General features: G+C 71.3%; 22 protein-coding genes. 9 read left to right on the plus strand and 13 right to left on the minus strand.

Going from position 1 to position 20,039, the window contains the following annotated elements:
* Window positions 1-59: 59 nt before the first annotated feature.
* Entirely contained in the window at window positions 60-599 is a 540-nt protein-coding gene (locus ACFFQA_RS09205; protein ID WP_377851279.1) for a DUF4383 domain-containing protein, read from the minus strand.
* A 130-nt stretch (window positions 600-729) separates the two neighbouring features.
* Here ACFFQA_RS09205 and ACFFQA_RS09210 point away from each other — a divergent pair, with 130 nt between their 5' ends.
* Window positions 730-963, plus strand: coding sequence for a hypothetical protein (locus ACFFQA_RS09210; protein WP_377851280.1), 234 nt, complete (start codon window positions 730-732; stop codon window positions 961-963).
* Here the strand turns inward: ACFFQA_RS09210 and ACFFQA_RS09215 are convergent.
* The 3 genes from ACFFQA_RS09215 to ACFFQA_RS09225 form a co-directional block, all read right to left on the minus strand.
* The gene (locus ACFFQA_RS09215) at window positions 960-3,497 is read right to left on the minus strand and encodes a penicillin-binding protein (protein ID WP_377851281.1); all 2,538 of its coding nucleotides are present in this window, start codon (window positions 3,495-3,497) and stop codon (window positions 960-962) included. The genes ACFFQA_RS09210 and ACFFQA_RS09215 overlap by 4 nt on opposite strands.
* Before the next feature lie 157 nt (window positions 3,498-3,654).
* On the minus strand, window positions 3,655-3,927 hold the full coding sequence (locus tag ACFFQA_RS09220) for a hypothetical protein (protein ID WP_377851282.1): 273 nt from the start codon (window positions 3,925-3,927) through the stop codon (window positions 3,655-3,657).
* A 157-nt stretch (window positions 3,928-4,084) separates the two neighbouring features.
* Window positions 4,085-5,011, minus strand: coding sequence for a hypothetical protein (locus tag ACFFQA_RS09225; protein WP_377851283.1), 927 nt, complete (start codon window positions 5,009-5,011; stop codon window positions 4,085-4,087).
* Window positions 5,012-5,394: 383 nt separating this feature from the next.
* Here ACFFQA_RS09225 and ACFFQA_RS09230 point away from each other — a divergent pair, with 383 nt between their 5' ends.
* Window positions 5,395-6,237, plus strand: a complete 843-nt coding sequence (locus ACFFQA_RS09230; protein WP_377851284.1) for an SDR family oxidoreductase — start codon at window positions 5,395-5,397, stop codon at window positions 6,235-6,237.
* Window positions 6,234-7,307 (plus strand): FUSC family protein, encoded by a 1,074-nt coding sequence (locus tag ACFFQA_RS09235; RefSeq protein WP_377851285.1) that lies wholly within the window; start codon window positions 6,234-6,236, stop codon window positions 7,305-7,307. The genes ACFFQA_RS09230 and ACFFQA_RS09235 overlap by 4 nt, the downstream gene beginning before the upstream one ends.
* A gap of 25 nt (window positions 7,308-7,332) precedes the next feature.
* On the opposite strand, the gene ACFFQA_RS09240 is transcribed toward ACFFQA_RS09235, so the two are convergent.
* Window positions 7,333-7,704, minus strand: a complete 372-nt coding sequence (locus ACFFQA_RS09240; RefSeq protein ID WP_377851286.1) for an SPW repeat domain-containing protein — start codon at window positions 7,702-7,704, stop codon at window positions 7,333-7,335.
* 123 nt (window positions 7,705-7,827) lie between these two features.
* Here ACFFQA_RS09240 and ACFFQA_RS09245 point away from each other — a divergent pair, with 123 nt between their 5' ends.
* Both ACFFQA_RS09245 and ACFFQA_RS09250 read left to right on the plus strand, forming a co-directional pair.
* A complete protein-coding gene (locus ACFFQA_RS09245) occupies window positions 7,828-8,484 on the plus strand; it encodes a HemK2/MTQ2 family protein methyltransferase (protein ID WP_377851288.1) in 657 nt (218 codons plus the stop codon).
* Window positions 8,485-8,524: 40 nt separating this feature from the next.
* Window positions 8,525-8,686 carry a CDGSH iron-sulfur domain-containing protein gene (locus ACFFQA_RS09250; RefSeq protein ID WP_377851345.1) on the plus strand — a complete coding sequence of 54 codons (162 nt, stop codon included), beginning with the start codon at window positions 8,525-8,527 and terminating at the stop codon, window positions 8,684-8,686.
* Here ACFFQA_RS09250 and ACFFQA_RS09255 read toward each other — a convergent pair.
* The 5 genes from ACFFQA_RS09255 to ACFFQA_RS09275 all read right to left on the minus strand — a co-directional run bounded on the left by ACFFQA_RS09255 (window position 8,663) and on the right by ACFFQA_RS09275 (window position 13,636).
* Window positions 8,663-9,667, minus strand: a complete 1,005-nt coding sequence (locus ACFFQA_RS09255) for an iron-containing redox enzyme family protein (RefSeq protein WP_377851290.1) — start codon at window positions 9,665-9,667, stop codon at window positions 8,663-8,665. The genes ACFFQA_RS09250 and ACFFQA_RS09255 overlap by 24 nt on opposite strands.
* Window positions 9,668-9,706: 39 nt before the next feature.
* Window positions 9,707-10,813: a carboxylate-amine ligase gene (locus tag ACFFQA_RS09260; RefSeq protein WP_377851347.1), complete on the minus strand. Its 1,107-nt coding sequence runs from the start codon at window positions 10,811-10,813 to the stop codon at window positions 9,707-9,709.
* Window positions 10,814-10,849: 36 nt separating this feature from the next.
* Window positions 10,850-11,722, minus strand: coding sequence for an ABC transporter ATP-binding protein (locus tag ACFFQA_RS09265; RefSeq protein WP_377851291.1), 873 nt, complete (start codon window positions 11,720-11,722; stop codon window positions 10,850-10,852).
* Between the two features lie 70 nt (window positions 11,723-11,792).
* Window positions 11,793-12,752, minus strand: a complete 960-nt coding sequence (locus ACFFQA_RS09270; RefSeq protein WP_377851292.1) for an ABC-2 membrane transporter-related protein — start codon at window positions 12,750-12,752, stop codon at window positions 11,793-11,795.
* Window positions 12,749-13,636, minus strand: coding sequence for an ABC transporter ATP-binding protein (locus tag ACFFQA_RS09275; protein WP_377851293.1), 888 nt, complete (start codon window positions 13,634-13,636; stop codon window positions 12,749-12,751). The genes ACFFQA_RS09270 and ACFFQA_RS09275 overlap by 4 nt, the downstream gene beginning before the upstream one ends.
* Window positions 13,637-13,737: 101 nt before the next feature.
* On the opposite strand from ACFFQA_RS09275, the gene ACFFQA_RS09280 reads away from it, so the two are divergent.
* Complete coding sequence (locus ACFFQA_RS09280; RefSeq protein WP_377851294.1) at window positions 13,738-14,235, plus strand: hypothetical protein; 498 nt, start codon at window positions 13,738-13,740, stop codon at window positions 14,233-14,235.
* A gap of 3 nt (window positions 14,236-14,238) precedes the next feature.
* On the opposite strand, the gene ACFFQA_RS09285 is transcribed toward ACFFQA_RS09280, so the two are convergent.
* Complete coding sequence (locus tag ACFFQA_RS09285; protein ID WP_377851295.1) at window positions 14,239-14,589, minus strand: YybH family protein; 351 nt, start codon at window positions 14,587-14,589, stop codon at window positions 14,239-14,241.
* Window positions 14,582-16,147, minus strand: a complete 1,566-nt coding sequence (locus ACFFQA_RS09290) for an MFS transporter (RefSeq protein ID WP_377851296.1) — start codon at window positions 16,145-16,147, stop codon at window positions 14,582-14,584. Before ACFFQA_RS09290 ends, ACFFQA_RS09285 begins: the two co-directional genes overlap by 8 nt.
* 164 nt (window positions 16,148-16,311) lie before the next feature.
* On the opposite strand from ACFFQA_RS09290, the gene ACFFQA_RS09295 reads away from it, so the two are divergent.
* Window positions 16,312-17,319, plus strand: coding sequence for an LLM class flavin-dependent oxidoreductase (locus tag ACFFQA_RS09295; protein ID WP_377851297.1), 1,008 nt, complete (start codon window positions 16,312-16,314; stop codon window positions 17,317-17,319).
* A gap of 188 nt (window positions 17,320-17,507) precedes the next feature.
* On the opposite strand, the gene ACFFQA_RS09300 is transcribed toward ACFFQA_RS09295, so the two are convergent.
* Window positions 17,508-18,338: an AraC family transcriptional regulator gene (locus tag ACFFQA_RS09300; RefSeq protein WP_377851298.1), complete on the minus strand. Its 831-nt coding sequence runs from the start codon at window positions 18,336-18,338 to the stop codon at window positions 17,508-17,510.
* Window positions 18,339-18,341: 3 nt separating this feature from the next.
* On the opposite strand from ACFFQA_RS09300, the gene ACFFQA_RS09305 reads away from it, so the two are divergent.
* The gene (locus tag ACFFQA_RS09305) at window positions 18,342-18,731 is read left to right on the plus strand and encodes a hypothetical protein (protein ID WP_377851299.1); all 390 of its coding nucleotides are present in this window, start codon (window positions 18,342-18,344) and stop codon (window positions 18,729-18,731) included.
* Between the two features lie 204 nt (window positions 18,732-18,935).
* Window positions 18,936-20,024, plus strand: a complete 1,089-nt coding sequence (locus tag ACFFQA_RS09310; protein WP_377851300.1) for a phage tail sheath family protein — start codon at window positions 18,936-18,938, stop codon at window positions 20,022-20,024.
* Window positions 20,025-20,039: the final 15 nt, after the last annotated feature.

The following is a 20,039-nucleotide window of genomic DNA, read 5'->3' on the forward strand; positions in this document are numbered from 1 at the left end:
ACGCGTGCGGATCTTGATTGCCGACGAGCGTAGCGAGTTTCACCACGGCGGACATACCGTCAGCCGAAGGACGAGACGTCTTCCTTTCGCCGCAGCGGTTCACCTGTGTGGGCGATCTTCTCTGGCGCGCGCCAGCACAGGAGCAGCGCCGCCATGATCGCCGCGAGCCCGACGTGGAGCCAGCTCCCCGCCGCGTCGAACGGGACCACGTTCGCCGGGCTGGCGCGCGGCACCACGAGCCCGTAGACACCGAGCGCCAGTGACGCGGCGGCGCCCACCGCCAGGAAGCGCCGCGCGCCCTGCCGGGTGTTGCCGAGGGTGAGGCCGACGGCCCCGAAGACCAGGTGGATCACGTTGTGCAGCACGGAGACGTCGATGACGCCGAACAGCTGCGCGGCGGAGCGCGGACCTGCCATTTTCAGCAGCCCGTACTCGGTGGTCAGCCCGGGGACCAGTCCGCAGATGCCGAGGAGGAGGAAGATCGCGGCGACCAGGCCCGCCGCCTGTTGCACGGTCGCGCGCGCAACCGCCACCACGTGCTGAGGCACCGCCGCCACCTTCGTCGCGCTCTCCGGGACACCAACTCTCTCGGAGATCATCTTCTCGCCCCGGGGCAGCGGAATGGCGCAAGACCCCCCGAATGCGCGGGAGGTTTCGTTGCTAGCCTGACTTTTCCCCGCGCCGGCAACGGATTCCGGCGCAGTCCCCTGTTGACTGGAGTGCTCACCCATGTCTTTTTCCACTCGCGTCGCGGGCGTCGTCGTGGCCGTGGCCGGAGTCCTCGCCGGTGCTTCGCCCGCGAACGCCGCCGTCGTCCTCAACGACGAGCCGCTGGGCCTGCGCGCGTTGAACAACGTCAGCGTCCTTCCGGTGCAGCTGTGCGGCGGGTCGGCCTCGTGCGAGAACGCGCCGGTCGGTGACCACCTCTCCGAGCTGATCACCAACAGCGTGGTGCGCCCCTAACCCGAGGTGCGGGTGGGCTTCGGTCCGGTCGTGGTGGGCGGCTGGGTGGCGGCGGAGGGCCTGGGCCTCGGCTTGCTCGTCGGGGACGGCGTCCCCGGTGCGGCGGGCGTCCCGGTACCGGGCGCCGCCACCGTCACCCCGCTGCTGACCTGCAGCGTGACCACGGCGCCCGCGGCGGCGCCGCCGCTCTGGCCGATCACCGTGCCCTTGGCCTTCTGGCTGGCCCTGGTGACGATCCGGACCGTGTAGCCCGCCTTCTCCAGCCGCTCCCGCGCGTCGGTGACCCCGAGGCCGGTCACACCGGGAGCGCGGTCCTGCTCGACCCTGGCACCGGTGTCCCGCTCCTCGCCATCGGCGTAGCGGTCCTCCAGCGCAGGCAGCTCGGCGGGCTCCATCGCGGTCATGATCCCCGGCTGGCCGTCGGCGCCGTTCATCGCGTGGAACCAGGTGCGCGCCGGGTACTTGCCGCCGTAGATGTAGCGCCCACCGGAGCACGGGCGCGGCGGCAGCGACCCGCCGGGGTCGCACAGCGTCGTCGGCGCCGGCGAGTCGTCGAAGGTGAACACCGCGGCCGACAGCTGCGGCGTGTAACCGAGGAAACCGGAGGACTTGTGCTCCTGGGTGGTGCCGGTCTTGCCCGCCATCGGCCGGTCCCAGCCGTAGGCCTTCGCCGCCACCGCCGCCGTGCCGGACACCGAGTCCTTGCTCAGCCCGACTGTCATCGCGTTGGCCAGCCCGGGTTCCACGACCTGCGCGCACTGCTGCTCGCGCACCGGGACCCGCCTGCCGTGCCGGTCGAGCACCTCCTCGACCGGGCTCGGCGGGCACCACGTGCCCGCGCTGGCCAGGGTCGCGCCGACGTTGGCCAGCTCCAGGGTGCTGGTCGGCGTCGGGCCGAGGGTGAAGGAGCCGTAGTTCTGCTCGGAGAAGAACTTCCCGATCGGCCGCTTCTTCGGGTCCTCTCCCGCGCGGACCGTGGCCAGCGACCGCAGCCCCAGCCGCTGCGCCATGTCCACCGCGGAGGACACGCCCACCCGTTCCAGCAGGTGCACGAAGGTGGTGTTGGGCGAGGTCGCCAGCGCGTCCTGCAGGGACAGCCGCTCCGGGTACTCCCCCGCGTTCTGCACGCAGTACTTCCGCAGCCCCTCCGCGCCCATCGGGCAGCTCGCCGAGCCGCCGAGGAAGACGGTGGAGGTGTAGGAGCCGGGCACCGGCAGGGAGTCGTTGATGCCGCCGCCCTTCTCCAGTGCCGCGGCCGCCGTGAAGATCTTGTAGATCGACCCCGCGCCCAGGTTCTGCATCGCGTAGGGCAGCCCGAGCGTGGTCTCGTGCCTGTCCCGGTCCAGGCCGTAGACCCGGTTCGCGGCGAGCGCGACGACGCGGTGTTTGTCCTTGCCCGGCTTGACGATCGCCATCGCGTTGGCCGCGTGCTCGGTGTCCGGGGGGACCTGGGCGTCCACCGCCGTCTTGGCCTTGGTCAGCGCGTCACGGTCCAATGTGGTCTTGATCGTGTAGCCGCCCCTGCGCAGCTCCTCGCGGGACAGTCCGGCGCTGCCGAGGTACTTGAGCACGTAGTCGCAGAAGTAGCCGGCGTCGCCGGTGCCGATGCAGCCGTTGGGCGGGCGGGCCGTCTCCGGGGCCAGCCCGAGCGGCGCCCGCTTCTCCACCTCGGCCATCTCGGGCGGGATGCGGTGCTGTTTGGCCATCTCGTCGATCACCACGTTGCGCCGCGCCAGCGCCCGCTCCGGGAAGCGGTAGGGGTTCAGGCCGCTGGGCTCGTTGACGATCCCGGCGAGCAGGGCGGCCTGGGCGACCGTCAGCGTCTCCTGGGCGACACCGAAGTAGGTCTGCGCGGCGGCGGCGATCCCGTAGGAGTTCTGTCCGAAGGGGACGGTGTTGAGGTAGCGCGCCAGGATCTCGTCCTTGCTCAGCAGGCGTTCCAGCTGCAACGCCGTGCGCAGCTCGCGCAGCTTGCGGGCGGCGGACTGCTCGCGCGCCTTGGTCTGCTCCAGCTTCGTCTCGGCGGCGATGTGCGTGAGGTAGTTCTTGACGTACTGCTGGGTGAGCGTCGAGCCGCCCTGGGAGACCTTGCCCTGCAGGCTGTTGGTGATCAGCGCGCGGCCGATGGCGACCAGGTCGACGCCCTCGTGCTCGTAGAAGCGGTGGTCCTCGATCGCCACGATCGCGGCCTTGATGGTGACGGCGATCCGGTCGGCGGGGACCAGCACGCGGTACTGGTCGTAGACGTGCGCGAGCGGCTTGCCGTTGGTGTCGAGCATCGTGGTCAGCAGCGGCGGGTCCTTCCGCACCAGCTCCGCCGCCGTGGTGTCCACAGTGTCGCTCGCCCGCACCGCCACCAGCCCGGCCCCTCCGACGAAGGGGAAGAGCACCGCCGCCACCAGCACCCCGGCGAGCACGCACAGCGCGAGCAGCTTGAGCGGCGATTTCCCAGGCCGCCGAACGGGTTCGTCGTCCCAGGTGAGGTTGGTGATGTCGAGCTTGTTCGACACCCGGATCGAAACCCTGTCCCGCACGCGCCTCCCCCGTCCACCGCAGTTCCCCTTACGTCTTAGCCGTTTTCGGGCGCCGGAGACGGGAACGCCACGCACACGATGGGGTGGCCGGGAGAACTCGTGGGGAGGGCGCCGAGGAACTCCAGACACCCTCCCCGTCTCGCGGTGGCCGCGGCGGTCAGGGACCGACGTGGCTGTTGGTGATCAGCTCCTCGACGTCGTCACCCACGGGGGCATTCGCGCACTGCGGCCTCCCACCGGGCGCGCCCAGCGGGAGCGCGAGGCCGCACGTCTGCACGGGCAGCACGCTGACGTTGTTGAGAACCTCGATCGCGGTGGGGCGGGTATCCACTCCGACACCGATCGCGTTCGCGGGCGCACCGACCGCCATGAGACCCGTGGCCGCCGCCAGAACGGCCGTAACGCGCGACTTGACAGACAACTCGTTCACTCCACCCGTCGATTGTGTTTGACTGCGCAAAAAGGTGTCCTTTTCGCGACCAAGAGGTTAACAACAGTCATCTCGATCACGACTATTCACCCATGAGGGAAAGCCCGTGCGCGAGTACTGGGACTCGCGCACGGGCCGGTCGGAAAAGTGTCGTCACTCAGCCCCTGTCGATCTCCACACTGGTACCGCTGTTGCCAATGCGAACGGTGTTCCGGCTCCCGCCGTTGTTACTGATCACCGTGGTGTTGCCGTTGGCGTGGGAATTGTCCACGATCGCGCTGTTGCCGTGGCTGCCGTTGTTGCTGATGACCGTGGTGTTGCGGTGCGACGAGCCGTTTCGGACCGCCGACTGGTTCCGGTCGCTGCCGTTGTTGCTGACGACGGTGGTGTTGCGGTGCGAGCGCAGGTTGACCACGTCGGTGTCGTTGCCGTTGGCGTCGTTGTTGCCCACGGCGGTGCGGTTGCGGTCGGACCCGGCGTTGACCACCCGGGACCGGTTGTCGTCGGCGTGGATGTTGCCGATCGCCACCTTGTTCAGGTTGGCGAGCCGGTTGAGCACCAGAGCGTCGTTGCGGTTGGCGCCGCGGTTGACGGCGATGACGTCGTTGTTGTCCGAGCTCCGCGCCGCGGCGCCGCGGGCGGCCCCCCTCTCACCCGTGGCCTCGTCCAGGTCGCCCTCGGAGTCTCCGGAGCCGTGGTTGACGATCGTGGTGCGGTTGCCGTGCGCGTTCTTGTTCCGCACCACGGTGCGGTTGCCGCTGGCGTTGACGTTGCCGACACCGGTGTCGTTGTCGTCGGAGCCGACGTTGCCGACCACGGTGTCGTTGTGGTTGGCGTTCTTGTTGCGAACGCCCGTCCGGTTGCGGTTCGCATCGTCGTTGCGCACACCGACGCGGTTTCCCACGGCACGGTGGTTACCGACCTCGACGTCGTTGTCGTTTCCGCCGACATTCCCCACCGCGACACCGTTGCCGGAGGCGGTGGAGGCGGGAGTGGCTTGAGCGGTCCCCACGCTGAACGGCAGCAGAACCGCCAGCGTCGCCGCCACGAGCACGGCACGGCCAACCGCACGATCGGTTTTCACCACATTCTCCCTCTCCAGAGAAAAGCGGGCTCGCACCCGCCGGAGTTCCAACGATTTCGAAACTACCTTTTTCGCATTCCCCTATGGGGTACACCTCTTTTTTTGCAGCTAGGACCGCATTTCACCCCGACGGGACACCGAAACGGTTCCGCTGCGTCACAACCCGACCAATGTCGTCACCCGGGAGAAGGAGAGGGGTTCCAGCCAAGCGGCCCAGCGGGAAATGCCTAAGAGTGGCACCGAACGTGATGAGGCGTCTGCTATGGACGGTCGCCGTCCACTCGGGACAGCTGACGGGGTGGAAAGCGATCGGGAACGCCGCGGCCGGGCGAGCTGACCGGAGCCGTCGGGATGACGGCGGCGGAACTGGGTACGCAGGGGGCATGGACTCCTTCCACTCCGCACCGCTGCCCCACGAACAGCTCGACCGGCCGCGCACCGCCGTCGTGACCGGATCGGACTCCGGGATCGGCAGAGCCGTCGCGGTCACCCTGGCCGCTGCCGGAGTGGACGTCGGCATCACCTACCACCGGGACGCCGGCGGCGCGGAGAACACCGCGACCGACGTGACCGGCTGCGGGGCGAAGGCGGTGGTGCGGCGGCTTGACCTCACCGGCCTGCCCGGCTCGGTCACCGCGATCGACGAGCTCGCCGACGAGCTCGGCGGGATCGACATCCTGGTGAACTGCGCGGGCACCGGCTCGTCCGAACCAGTGATCGGCATGGCCTACGACACCTGGCGCGGCGTGGTCTCCGTCGACCTGGACGGCGCCTTCCTGTGCGCCCAGCGCGCGGCGCGACGCATGATCGAGGCGGGCAGGGGCGGCCGGATCATCAACATCACCAGCGTGCACGAGCACGCCCCGCGTGTCGGCGCGGCACCGTACTGCGCGGCCAAGGCCGGGCTCGGCATGCTGACGAAGGTCCTCGCCCTGGAGCTCGCCGAGCACGACATCACCGTCAACTCCGTCGCGCCCGGTGAGATCTCGACGCCCATGACCGGTCAGGAGGACGTCAACCCCCGCACCGAGTCCAGGCCGGGCGTGCCCCTGGGCAGGCCCGGGCACGCCCACGAGGTCGCCGCCGTCGTGGCCTTCCTCGCCACACCGGCGGCCGGGTACATCACCGGGGCCTCCTACCTCGTCGACGGCGGCATGTTGCTGATGGGACCGCAGGCGAGCTCCGAACTGTCCACAACGGACTGGAGGAAGCTCTCGCCGGGATGAGGGCGCAGCGGGTCGCGGCACCGTACCGGTGGCTCAAACGCGCTTTCGGCACACCGGGAAACGAACGGCTCGTACTGGTGCAGGCGGTCAAAGCCGCCCTCGCCGCGATGGTCGCCTGGCTGGTTTCGAGCACGTTCTTGGGGCTTCCGCAAGCCCATCTCGCACCGTACGCCGCGGTGTTCGCCGTCGAGTTCACCGTCACCGCGACACTGTGGAGCTCACTGCACCAGATCGCCTCGGTGACCTCCGCGGTACTGGTCGCCGCCGTCGCCGAGCTGGTCCTGCCGTGGCGCACTCTCGAAATCGGGGTCGCGGTCCTGGTAGGACTGCTCGTCGGGCGGTCGCGGATCTACGGGGAGAGCGGCCAGTGGGTCGGACTCACGGCGCTGCTGATCCTGGCGTGGGGAACGGGAAGCGACCCGGCGATGCTCGGCGACCGGCTGGTGGAGACCGCGCTGGGACTGGGAGTCGGCACGATCGTGAACGTGCTGGTGTTCCCACCGTTCTACGCCAGACCGGCCAGGGAGTCCTCGGAACGCCTGGCCACCCAGTTCGCCGACCTGCTCGCCGAGATCGCGCGGGAGCTGCGGCGCGAGACGCCCTCGGAGGACCCACCGGACTGGACGCGGCGCGCGCGGGGTTCGGCGGAGCTCGTCCGCAAAGCCGAACGCGCCGTGGAACACAGCCGCAGGAGCAGACGGCTCAACGCCCGTCGAGAGAGCATCATCCGGCACGGTCCCGCTGAACACCACCTGCGGCTGCTGGGAAGCCTGCGGGTGAGCTGGCCACATCTGCACCAGATCGCGGAGGTGCTCAAGGCAGCCGCGAGCGCCGAGGACCCCGTCTCCTACCCGGATCGCTGTTCACGTCGGACGCTCTCCGAGCTCCTGAGCGGGTTCGCCGGCATGGTGCGGCTGCGGGTGTCGGTGGAGCACCACGACTTGAGGTTCGACGAGATCCGGCAGCGCTGCGAGGAGCTACTGGCGGAACTGACCGAGGCGGGGCCGCCCGGGTCCGCGGGCATGGTCGTGCCCGCTCGGCGAATGCTCCAGGAGCTCGCCGACAGGTGACCTCCATGACGGCCCCGTCCCCGCCTCAGACTGCCCGGTGCTGCCGCCGGTTCTCCTCCCGGCTCGCGGACAGGGCACCCAGCGCGAACCCCACCACGACGGCACCCGCTATCCACGAGGTCCACGCGGCCGAGGGGTGCTCGGTGTAGGCGAACAGCCACGGGGCGACGATCGCGACCACACCGGCGACCGCCATCATCCACTCGTCGATGTAGGAACCCGGCTGGGCGAGGGCGAGAAGGGCCATCACCACGATCGCCAGCCCGATCACCACTATGCTCCACGAGCCCCGCACCCCGGCGTCGACCCAGAGGGTGGCGAGCACCAGATAGGCGCCTGCCACCAGGATTACCCAGTCCTGGACGCGGGTCCAGGGCTTGGACTGCGTGTCCGACATATCGCTCACCTCCACCACCGAGGCTGGTCTCGCCGCCACGTCCCGACCAGAGACGAAAGTCCCGGTGAACCCGGCGTTGTGCCTCCGGCGTTTGCCCAGCCGCGCTGGAGGTACAGAACCGTTGTGTGGCTTCCGGGAGCACTGGGTGTCTACCGCCCCCAGCAGGACACGGCGTTGCTCGTCGACGCGATGCTCGGCGCGCCGCTGCCGCCAGGCGCCCACGTGCTGGACGTCGGCACCGGCTCGGGCGCTCTGGCACAGGCCGCCGCGGACGCCGGGGCCGCGGAGGTGACCGCGATCGACGTGTCCTGGCGGGCGGTGGCGATGGCGTTCGTCAACACACGGCTCCGCGGCCGACCGGTCCGGGTTCGTCGTGGCGACTTCAGGAAGTCCCTGCGCGGCAGGCACTTCGACGTGGTCCTCGCCAATCCCCCGTACGTCCCTTGTGGACACGGAGCCCCCGGGCGGCACGACAGCGCCCGCGCGTGGGATGCCGGGGATGACGGGCGGGCGCTGATCGACCCCTTGTGCGACCGCGCCCCGGGGTTGTTGTCCCCCAAGGGAATGATGCTCATGGTGCACTCCGCGCTCTGCGGGACGGAGACGACGCTCCGTCGGCTGCGGAACTCCGGGCTCAAAGCCGCCGTGATCGCCAGGCAGCGTTGCCCGTTCGGCCCGGTGATGCGCGGTCGCTCGGACTGGCTGGAGCGACAGGGACTGATCGAGCCCGGCCAACGCGACGAGGAACTGGTGGTGATCCGTGCCGACCGACCCCGGTGAGCGCCCCCGCCGCGTCCGCGTGGTTCCCGGTGGGCCGCTGATGATCGAAGGCCCCGTGGAGCTTGTTGGCGCCGACGGTGCTTTCACGCTGTGCGACCGCTTCCAGGTCGCACTGTGCCTGTGTCGCCGCAGTCGGAGCTATCCCCTGTGCGACACAAGCCACCGCCCGCGGTCCCGGTCAGGGCAGCGGGCGCAGCAGTGAGGTCCGCGCCTGTGCCCAGTTCGTCATCAGGTGCTCGGCGAGGCGGCTCTCCACCAGCTCGGTGGCTTGGACGCCGAAGACCACATCGGCCGCGAGGTGCGGTTCGCGCTGAAGCAGGTCGTCGAGCACGTCATGGCGCAGCACCTGCTCATGCACCGCGTCCGCTTCGACGTGCTCGGCGTAGAAGCGCACACACGCGGGATCGGCCGCCAACCGCCGCAGCGCCGCCACCATCCGTTTCGCCGCAGGCGCGGTGGTGATCTCCGCTGCCGCGAAGTGGCCGACGAGCGCGCCACGCAACGCTCGGTGCAGCCCGAACATCGACATCATGTTCACCACAGCCAGCGCGGGCGCGGGCACGGCGTCGAGGTAGCCGAGGTAGCTGGAGTCCAGGCCCGCGCCGTCGAGCAGGTCGGCGAAGAGCTTGGAGTGCATGCGATCCGCGCGCCCGCCGCCGAACTCGTCGAACTCGACCGCGACCAACGCGGCTTTCGCCTTCCCGGTGAGGCGCGGCAGCACCCAGGCGTGCGGATCGGCCTCCTTCAGGTGGTAGATCGAGCGGTGTGCGAAGTACTCCCGCATCTGCCACCACTCCCCCTTGTCGCGCAGGAAGCGGGAGAGCCCGTCGCCGTCGTCCGGCTCGACGAGCAAGGGGCCCACCGCCTCGGAGACGTCGTTCCCGCCGGGCACGTCGGTCCGCAACGCGGTGAGGAACGTGTACTCCAACGCTCCCCGGAACCTGAGCAGCTCGGGATTCCACTCCCACTCCGGGTTCACGCCGTGGAACCCGCGGTAGTGCAGCTCGTAGCAGACGTGCAGCGCCAGGTGCAGGTCGAGTCCGTAGGGATCGGCGGCCTCCTGCGGGAACACCGGCCACGACCGGCCGGAAGGCGGAGTGCCCAGCGCGGCGAGCACCGTCTCGCTGAGCGGGCCGACCGGGTTGGGCAGGGTGCCGGCTTCGGCAACGGCTGGGGCAGGCATGGGCAGCTCCGCTCCGTCGGGGGGCGTGACCCGCTCTGGCTACCCCCGATCAGCCAGATCAGTCCGCTGCCGCAACAGCTCGTCCGCGAGCATCGCGATGACGGCGTGCGGCCCCTTCGCCGCGGCAGCACGCTGCCGGTCGGCTCCGCTGCCGTCCCGCACCACGGCCTTCAGCGACCGCTCCACCCGCCTCAGGTCACCGGTCTCCTCCAGGGCGGGCCGCACGTGTTTGAACAGCTCAGCCACCATGACCGTCGCGGGCACCCGGCGCATCCGGAACGGGTGCACCGCCGCACCACGCAGGCCATGGCGCGCGGCCGACCACACCGCCGCCGCCGTGACCTGGTCACCGACCCGTCCCGCCTCCCGGCCGCCGTCGAGATCAGACAGCGCGGTCAGCACGAGCGCCCTGGTCAGCGCTGCCTGGAGCACGGCGTCCTCGGCCGTCGGCACCGCGTCCGCCACCCGGACCTCCACGGTCGGCAGGTGCGGCGAGGGCCGGGCCAGCCAGAAGCTCATCGCCTCGTCCATCACCGCCCCGCAGGCGATGAGCCTGCCGACCTCGTCGTCGTAGTCCCGCGCCGAGGCGAACCACGGAGTCACCCCCCAGCCGGGGAACCGGCTCTGCTCCAGCACCCGCCAGCTGGCGTAGCCGGAGTCCCGGCCCTCGCTGAAGATCGAGTTGGCGGAGAGCGCGAGCAACGTGGGCAACCACGGCCGCAGGTGGTTGATCACCGCAATGGCGGTGTCGCGGTCCGGAACGCCCACGTGCACGTGACAGCCGCTGACCTGGTAGTGCGCGGCGACCTCGGCGTAGGCGCCGATGATCGAGGCGAACCGTTCGCCGTCCGTCGGCGGGGGCGCTCCGTCCCGCAGCACCGGGGTTCCGGTGGACAGCAACCGCATCCCGTTCGCCCGCGCCGCGGCCGCGAGCAGCGCACGGCCCTCGCTGAGCTGGCCGTGCAGCTCGTCGAGCCCGGTGCACACAGCGGTCGCCGACTCGACCTGGGTGCTCAGCATCTCCGTCTGCACCGAAACCGCGCGCGGCTGGGCCCGAGCGTGCTCCAGCACCACGGCACTGCCCGGGGAGGGCAGCCCGGTGTCGGCGTCCACGAGCAGGAACTCCTCCTCGACGCCGAGGGTCATGCCGTGCGCGGCCGTCTCAATGGTCACCACACGGGACTACCCCGTGCTGCGGGCGAGATCCCGGGAAGCGCGCAGGTACGCCAGCACGAGTGCCTCGATGTCGACGGGGTCGGCCGCCCAGCCGCTCGGCACCACGTGCTCACCGCGCACGAGCAGGGTCGCCTGGCGGTCGGTGCTGCTGCGCCACACCACGTCGCCGCCGACCTCGGCCTCCCCGGCGGCCGGGCCGACCAGGAACCGGTGTTCGTCGAGGATGTCCTCCAGGTCGCCAGCGAGCTGGATCCTTCCCCGGTCGAGCAACAGGATGTGGTCGCACACGTCCCGCAGGTCGTTGAGCAGGTGCGAGGACATCACCACGGTGGTGCCCCGCTCGGCGACCTCGGTCATCAGGATGCGCAGGATCTCGTCCCTGGCCAGCGGGTCCAGCGAGGAGAGCGGTTCGTCCAGCAACAGCACCCTCGGCCCCCGGGCCAGCGCGATGGCCAGCGCCACCTGCGTGCGGGCGCCCTCGGAGAGGGTGTCGATCCGCGCGTCGTGATCGACGCCGGCCAGCAGCGCGAGGACCTCCTCCGCTCGCGCGGAGGACCAGCGCTCGTTCAGCTCCCGGCCCGCGCGCAGCATCTCCGAGACGGTGAGCTTGCCGTAGAGCGGCCGGTGCTGGGCGAGGAAAGCCATGTCCGGGTGGAGCTTGCCCCGCACCTCGGAGTCCAGCACCGACACGGTCCCGGTCGTTGGCCGGACCAGTCCCGCCGCGACGGCGAGCAACGTGCTCTTGCCCGCCCCGTTCGGTCCCACGAGCGCCGCGACCCTGCCCTCGGGCACGCTGAAGTCGCAGTCCCGCAGGGCGAACCGGCCTCGGTACCGCTTGGACAGGCCGATGCCGCGCAGCGCGGCCGGTTCGCTCGTCATCGCTGCCTCACAGTGGGATGGTGGTCCTCCCGGACATCCTCGCGCACCACGCCCGTGATCATCCCAAGGCTCAGATCCGGCGGCGCAGCCACCACACGCCCGCGGCGAGCAGCACCACGGCGACGCCCGCGAAGAGCGCGCTCTCCACGAGCTGGACCGTCCCCGCCGCCTCCGGGCCGACGAAGTCGGTGAAGACCTGGGTGACCCCGGACCGCCCCATGCACTCGGCCACCTTGTCCGGCTCGGTCCGGATGCACCGGGAGAACAGCGCTTCGCCGTCCGGCACCACCCGTCCGGCACTGTCCATGTAGCCGTAGGAGTCCACGAGGCTGCGCTTCGGGACGTCCGCTCCGGTGGCGTAGGACCCGACGCGCCGCTCGGACGCCGCCAGCATGGGCCGGATCGCCGGCACCGCGAGCCGGACGGCGGCGAACATGCCGAGGGTCACCGTCATGGCGAGCAGCGACCGCCGTCCGGCGATACCGGCGAACACTCCGACGCCGAAAGCGAAAAGCGTGTGCGCCAACGGGATCAGGCCGGTGGTGTCGTAGTGCGACCACGCGTACGGCCCTTCGGTCCGCGGTCCGAGGTCGCCAGCGGAGTCCGCCCATCCGTTCAGGAACGCCTGAAGGACCAGCACGACCAGCAGCGCGGGGAGCATGGCCATCGCGACCTTCACGGCCATCCACCGCGCGCGGCTCACCGACTGCGTGAACGCCAGCACGTGGGTGCCCTGTTCGAACTCCCGAGCGAACAACGGCGCTCCGCAGAACATCCCGAGCAGCACGGGCAGGATCACCAGCGCGACCTGCGCGTACTTCAGCAGCTCGTAGTACTCGTCCCGCCAGAGGCTCGCCCGGCGAGCGCACTCGGCGTTCTTCGTGTCGAGCACGCAGCTGGCCAGCGAATGCTGCTCGATCAGCGACGTGGACCAGGATCTCAGCAGTGCCAGGGTGGCCACGCCACCGAGCAGGACCACCGCGAGCGTCACCAGGGTGGCGCGTTGCTGGCGCCACGCGACCCAGATCATGCGGCGACCTCCCGCGTGTCGGAGGAGCGCATGTAGGCCAGGGCCAGGACGTCCAGGCGCGGTCGCTGGAGCCGCCATCCCGGCAGCGCGGGCGGTGGTGTCCCCTTGATCAACATGATGCGCTGGTCACCTCGGACGTGGTCGGCGATCGGCGGGGTGCTCGGCACGGGCACGGGCCCCGCGGCGGGACCGGAGATCACGTGGTGCTCGGTGACCAGGTCGCCGACGTTCCCGGCGAGCAGGACCCGCCCGCCGCCGAGCAGCAGCAGGTGGTCGCAGACGCCCTCCAGCTCGGCGAGCACGTGCGAGGACAGCACCACGGTGATGCCCTGGCCCCTGGCCTCGGCCAGCAGCGTGCCCAGGGTGTCCTCGCGGGCGAGCGGGTCCAGGTCCGCGAGCGGCTCGTCGAGCAGCAGCACGCGGGGACGTTTGCCGAGCACGAGCGCCAGCGCGACGCGGGTGCGCTGGCCACCGGAGAGCGTGCCGACCTTGGCCTCGAACGGCACCCCGGCCGCCGTGACGAGCCCGGCCGCGTAGCCGGCGTCCCACCCCGGGTTCATCCGCGCGCCCAGCCGCAGCGTCTCCGCGACCGTGAGGCTCGGGTAGAGCGGCTTGTGCTGCCCGAGGAAGGCCAGCTCGGGGGCCAGCCCGGCGCCGGTCGGCTGCGCGCCGTAGACCTCGACCGCACCGGTCGTCGGCCGTGCCAGCCCGGTGACCAGGCTCATCAGCGTGGACTTGCCCGCACCGTTCGGCCCGACGAGCGCGGTCACACTGCCGTCGGGCACCTCCGCCGTGCAGTCACGCAGCGCCCAGCCGCGCCGGTACCGTTTGCCGAGTCCCACAGCCTGGATCGCCGGGCCCCGCCCGTTCGTCCGCCGCACCACACCGTCTCCACACCGCCGACCACCCGCCGGGGTTCCGGCGGCGGCGCCACGCTACCACCTTTCACTAATTATGTAGTGTTTTGCCTCGGGGTCGCCGCCGCATGCCGGGCACCTCGACCCAGCGGTGCCGCGCCGTGGCCGCCAGCACGGTGGTCACGGCGCACAGCAGCGTGAACCCGAGGCCGGTGGCGATGTCGTGCCCCTTGCCGATGGCGTTCAGCAGGTGCGGTGACCAGCTGGAACTCGCCCACACCCTGGCCGAGCTGGGAGACGCGCCGCACGCGATCGGCGACTCCGACCGCGCCAGGATGACGGTCCGGCGGGCCTGGCACGTGGTCAAGGAGCGCCGGGCGGAGTCGCTCCTCGCCCGGCTCGCGCTGACCTGGTCCGGGGGCACCGAAGACGGCGGCGAGGGCTTCACCGCGCTCAGCGACGCGGAGCGAGGGGATCGCGGCCATGGGGCACACCAACCGGGAGATCGCCAGGAAGCTCTACTCACGGTCAGCACCGTGGAGCAGCATCTCACCCGCGCCTACCGCAAGCTCGACGTGCGCAGGCGGACCGACCTCCCGGTCCGCCCGCACCCCACCGCGAGCTGACGCTCAGCCCGGCGGCAGCACCGTGGGCTGGTCGACCACCCATCGCCAGCTGCCGTCGGGCTGCCGCCGGGCCACTTCGGCGGTGGCGTTGCCGCCGGGGAGCAGGGTCGAGGTCAGCGCGAGGTTTCCCTTGCGCAGCGCGGGTTGTCCTTCGCCAGGGGCGAACCGCGGCCCGTCGGCGAGCAGCTTCGCGTAGAACTCGCGGATCAGCGCCGCACCCTGGACCTGGCCGCCGGGGACGGCCAGCACCGCGTCCGGCTCGTAGAGGGCGACCAGTCCCTCGACGTCGCCCGCGTTGGCCCGCTCGACGAAGAGCCTGCCGAGGTCCTCTGGCTGGCGCGCCCGCTCAGACATGGACGACCGGCTCCCCGCTCGACGCACCGCGTCGCAGCAGCGTCGAGATCGCCGCGGCCACGGTCAGCGCGACACCCGCCACCACGAAGGCCAGCGACATGCCGCCGACGAAGGTGACGTTGCTGGCGTGGGTGATGGCGGCGGCCGTCTGCGGCGCGGTGCCCTGCGGGACCACCGCCCCGCCCTGGGCCACCACGGTCTGCCACTGCGCGACCTGCTCGGCGGTCGGCGTCGGCAGGCCCTCGGCGGTGAACCCCTCGGCGAGGTTCCCGCCGACGTGCCCGGACACCAGCGCACCCAGGATCGCGGTGCCCAGCGAGCCGCCGAACTGGAGCAGCGTCTGCTGCATGCCGCTGGCCACCCCGGCCAGGCTCACCGGCGCGTTGCCGATGACCGCGTCGGTCGCGCCGACCATGACGACGCCGAGCCCGGCGCCGAGCAGCGTCAGCCACAGCGGCAGCAGCCCGGTCCCGCCGTCGGTGCCCAGGGTCGCCATGCCGAACATCGCCACCGCCGAGGACACCAGCCCGCCCAGGATCGGCAGGCGCAGGCCGAACCGGTCGAACAGGCGGCTGGCCAGCGGTGGGCCGACGGCCAGCAGCGCGGTCAGCGGCAGCAGCTGGAGCCCGGCCTCCAGCGCGGTGAAGCCGTGCACGCCCTGCACGTAGAAGGTCAGGAAGAACATCGAGCCGAACATCGCCAGCGCCATGATCAACATCACCACGGTGCCGACGGACAGCGGGACCGACCGGAACATGCTCATCGGCATCAGCGGCTGCGGGGCGCGCAGCTGCCACAGCACGAACAGCACGCCGACCACCAGGCCGCCCAGTCCTGGCACCAGGGTCGCCGACGAGGTCCAGCCGTGCTCGGGGGCGAGCACCAGCGCCAGCACCATGCCGGAGGTGGACAGCGTCAGCAGCGCGACACCGGGCAGGTCGAAGGCGGAGGCGGAGTCGGTCGGCCGGTTCGCGGGCAGGTACTTCACGCCGAGGGCCAGCGCGAGCGCGCCGACCGGCAGGTTGACGAAGAACGCCGCCTGCCAGCTGAACGCCGAGACCAGCAGCCCGCCCACGATCGGCCCGGCAGCGGCGGACGCCCCGATCAGGCCGGAGAACATCCCGAGCGCCCGGTTGAGCAGGTTCTCCGGGAACGCCGCGCGGAGCATGCCGAGCGCGGCGGGCATCAGCGCCGCTCCGAACGCGCCCTGCACCACCCGGAAGGCGATGAGCATGCCGGTGCCGACGGACAGCCCGATGGCGACCGAGGAGAGCGTGAACCCGGCGACGCCGACCAGGTAGAGCCGCCGGTGCCCGAACCGGTCGCCGAGCTTGCCGGCGGTGATCAGGCAGACCGCGAGGCCGAGCAGGTAGCCGTGGGTGACCCACTGCAGCTCGGCGAGCGAGGCGCCGAGGCTGTTGCCGATCGCCGGGTTGGCGACGGCGACGATGGTGCCGTCCAGCGCCACCATCATGACGCCGAACGCGATCACCACCAGGCTGCGCCACGGGTTCTCCTGTGGTGCTGTTGTCGGTTGGGTGGCGCTGGCGACGGACACGGCTCTCCTCTGTGTGGGATGGGTGGTGCGGGACCGGGTGCTGACACCCGCCGGGATCATGACACCGAGGTCTGACAGTCAACCCCGACGAGCGCGCGGACGGCACCGTTTTTCGACAAGGGCGAACCCGGGAATCCCCGAGCGTTCCAGGCGTTGGGACAGAGGTGACGCTTCCCTCCCGGATCTCCGTGCTCGACCGCTCGCTGCTGCGCCAGGGTGGCGACTCGGGCGAGGCGCTGCGCGCGACCGTCCGCTTCGCCAAGCAGGCGGAGGCGCTGGGCTACCACCGCTTCTGGGTCGCCGAGCACCACAGCGTGCCGGGCGTCGCCGGGTCGGCGCCGACGGTGCTCGCCTCCGCGGTGGCCGCGGCGACCTCGCGGATCCGGGTCGGCACCGGGGGCGTGATGCTGCCCAACCACCAGCCCCTGGTCGTCGCGGAGCAGTTCGGCGTGCTGGAGTCGCTGTTCCCGGGCCGGGTCGACATGGGACTGGGCCGCTCGGTCGGCTTCACCTCCGGCATCCGCCGTGCCCTCGGCCGCGACAAGTCCGACGCGGAGCGGTTCCCCGAGCACCTCGCCGAGCTCCTGGGCTACTTCACCGGGGAGAACGGCGGCGGTGTCCACGCCAACCCGGCGGAGGGCCTGCGCGTGCCGCCGTTCCTGCTCGCCACGGGCGCGGGCGCCGACACCGCGGCGGACTTCGGGCTGCCGCTGGTGATCGCGGGAGCGCGCGGCCAGGACGAGCTCGTGCGCTCGGTCGAGCGCTACCGCGAACGGTTCCGCCCGTCGCCGTGGTCCCCCACCCCGTACGTGGTGGTGTCCGCCACGGTCGCGGTCGCGGAGACCACGGAGGACGCGCGGCGGCTGCTGGTCTCGGAGGCGTGGTCCACGGCGTACTCGCAGACCCACGGCGTGTTCCCGCCGCTGGCGCACCCCGACGACGTGCTCGGCGCGGACATGACCGCGCGGGAGCAGGAGCTGTTCGAGCGCGCCATGCGCGACCAGATCCACGGCACCGCACCGGAGGTGGCGTCAGCGCTGGAGAAGCTCGTCCACCGCACGGCCGCCGACGAGATCATGGTGACCACCAACGGCTTCGACCGCGACCGGGTCCTCGACTCCTACCGCCGTCTCTCCCGCCTGGCCGACCTGAACCACCTCGTCGACGCCTAGCCGCTCTCCCGCACACCGCCCGAGCCCGTTCGCGCGGCCAAGGTTTTCGCGTTTTGTCACCTTGATGCGAAATGGGAGCGCTCTTTCTCGCATCAAGGTGACAAAACGCGAGGTGACGTGCGCGTGTGGCGCTGCGCGGTTCCTCCTCGATGCTGGCCGGGGACGGCACGGCGTGGTGGGGCGGGGATCTACGAGCAGGAGGACGCCGCCGGGCGGTCCAGGGGGACGATGCGGGCTCCCGCCGCGAAGAAGGCGGTCGCGGTGAGGCCGAACATCGCGTGGAAGGTGTCGCTGAAGTGGCCGGGAGAGGCGAACCCCGCGTCCGTGGAGGCCCTGGTGAGGCTGTGTCCCTCGCGGACCGACTCGGCGACGCGCAGCATCCGCGCCCACAGCCGGTAGCGCCGGAAGCTGGTCTCGGTGCTCGCCGAGAACAGGTGCAGGAACCGCGAGGTGGACAGGTTCGCCTCCGCCGCGAGCCGGGCGGCGCTGAGCTCGGCCGCGGGGTCGGCGCGGATGGCACGCATGGCCGCGACGATCCGCTCGTCGATCCGCCCGGCCGCGCCGCCGCGAAGGAAGTCCAGCAGCCACAACGGATCCGGCACCGGTGTCCGGTCCAGGTACCGGATCAGCGACGACTCGTCGCGATGTCCACAGTGGATGGACGAGTGGTGCTCGGTCATCCTGGACCGCACCCCGTCCGCCCGGTCCAGGTAGCAGAACAGCATTCGTCCGCGCTCGGCCACGATCCGGTGCGGTGTCCGCGCGGTGACCAGGGCGCTGCGGACCCGGCGCTCACCGGTCTCCCCCGCGCGCAGGCCGAACGGGGCGTCGACGCCGAGTGCGAAGCAGTGCACGGAACCGGAGTGGGTGTCCAGCCGCAACGACGGGCCCAGGTAGAGCGCGTGCCCCGGCCACAGCCACAGCGTCGCCTCCCCTGCGGGACAGCACGTTTCTGGAAGCGCCCCGTTGTCCACGGAGGCGATGATCGCAGACGTCAGGCCGAGGAAGGGAAAGGACACCGAATGCGACTGGAACGAGTCGGGCGATCGCTTCTCGCGGTGGCGGGGCTGATCAACGCCGCTCCCGCCGTCGGCGCGGTCTCGGTGGCGTTCGCGCGTTCCACCTACGGGGTCGAGATCGCCGGTCCCGACATGGAGGTCCTGTTCCGCCATCGCGCGCTGCTGCTCGGCATCGTGGGCACGACCCTGGTCGTCGCCGCGCTGCGCCCGGGACCGCGCGCGGCCGCGATCACCGCCAACGCGGTCAGCATGGGCGGTTTCCTCGTCCTGGCGCTGGCCAACCCCCCGGTGAACGCGGAGCTCACCAAGGTGGCGTGGATCGACGCCGCCGGCCTGCTGGTGCTGGCCGCCGGAGCGGTCGCGTCGCGGCGGCGGCCGGATCCCGCCCCGTGATCCCCCGGCCCGCTCCCCCGGCAAAAGCCGGTGCGCGTCGCGCGTTCGGCGCGTTTGGCGCGGTCGCCGTCTCCTTGCGTGACCCGGAGCCGCTCGGCGGGCCACCTCCTCGGCCGAGGCGGCGGCCCTGATCAGCCGACGCGCGGGCCGCCCGGCGCCTAGCAAGATCATCACCAGGTATCCCGACTTGGTGGAGGAGCGCGCATGAGGACCGGGGATCACCAGGCGCTCGGCGGTACGCGGTTGATCATGGCGGCCGCGACGTCGGTGACGGCGTTCCTCGCCGAGGTCCCGCTCGGCGAACCGGTGTTGCTGCACAGCTGGCACGACTTCGCCGCACTGTCCACAAGCGACACCGGTGCGTCGTACCTCCCGGACGCGGCTAGGGGGTTCTTCCTCAACGGCGGCACGTCCGCCTACGTCATCGGCGTCGGCGGGGAGTCCAGTCGGGTCGCGCGGTACACCGCGGGGCTGGCCGAGCTGGAGGTGATCCCCGAGGTGCGGATCGTGGTCGCCCCGGACCTGTGGAGCTCACCGGAGGACGCTCCCGTGGTCGCCAGGGCGATCGCCCGGCACTGCGCGGCCCTGGGCAACCGCATGGCGGTGCTCCACACCGATCGAGGACTGTCCCCCGCCGATGCCGTGAAGGTGCCCTCCGAGCTCGGACTGGACGAGCACGTGGCCCAGTTCCTCACCCTCTACTACCCGTGGATCACCTCCGGCGGCACGGGACGCGCGGCGCCCGCGACGGGTCACGTCGCAGGCGCCTGGGCGCGTTCGGACACCCGGGGCGGCGTGCAGAAGGCGCCCGCGAACGAGAACCTGACCACGGTCGTCTCCCTTGAGCGCAAGCTGACCGACGCCGAGCAGGGTCCGCTCAACGCCATCGGGCTGAACTGCCTCCGCAGCTTCTCGGGGCGAGACGCGCTGATCTGGGGCGCGCGCACGCTGTCGAGCGACATCGCCTGGCGCTACGTGAACGTCCGCCGGACCGCCAACCACCTCTGGGAGTCGATCCGGGCCGGCACCCGCTGGGCGGCTTTCGAGCCGAACGACCACCGGCTGTGGGCGTCGTTGCGCCACACCACCACCGCGTTCCTGGCGGGCCAGTGGCGCGCGGGCGTGGTGAAGGGGCGCACGGTGGACGACGCGTTCTCGGTCATCTGCGACGAGAGCAACAACACCGCCGAGAGCGCGAAGGTGGTCATCGACGTCGGGGTGGCCATCATCCGCCCGGCGGAGTACGTGACCTTCCGGGTCGTACAGAGGTCCCTGACCGAGCAGCCGGTTTGACCCCTCCCCCACGCG

This window comes from Allokutzneria oryzae (assembly GCF_042429765.1).
GTDB classification, from domain to species: Bacteria; Actinomycetota; Actinomycetes; order Mycobacteriales; family Pseudonocardiaceae; genus Allokutzneria; species Allokutzneria oryzae.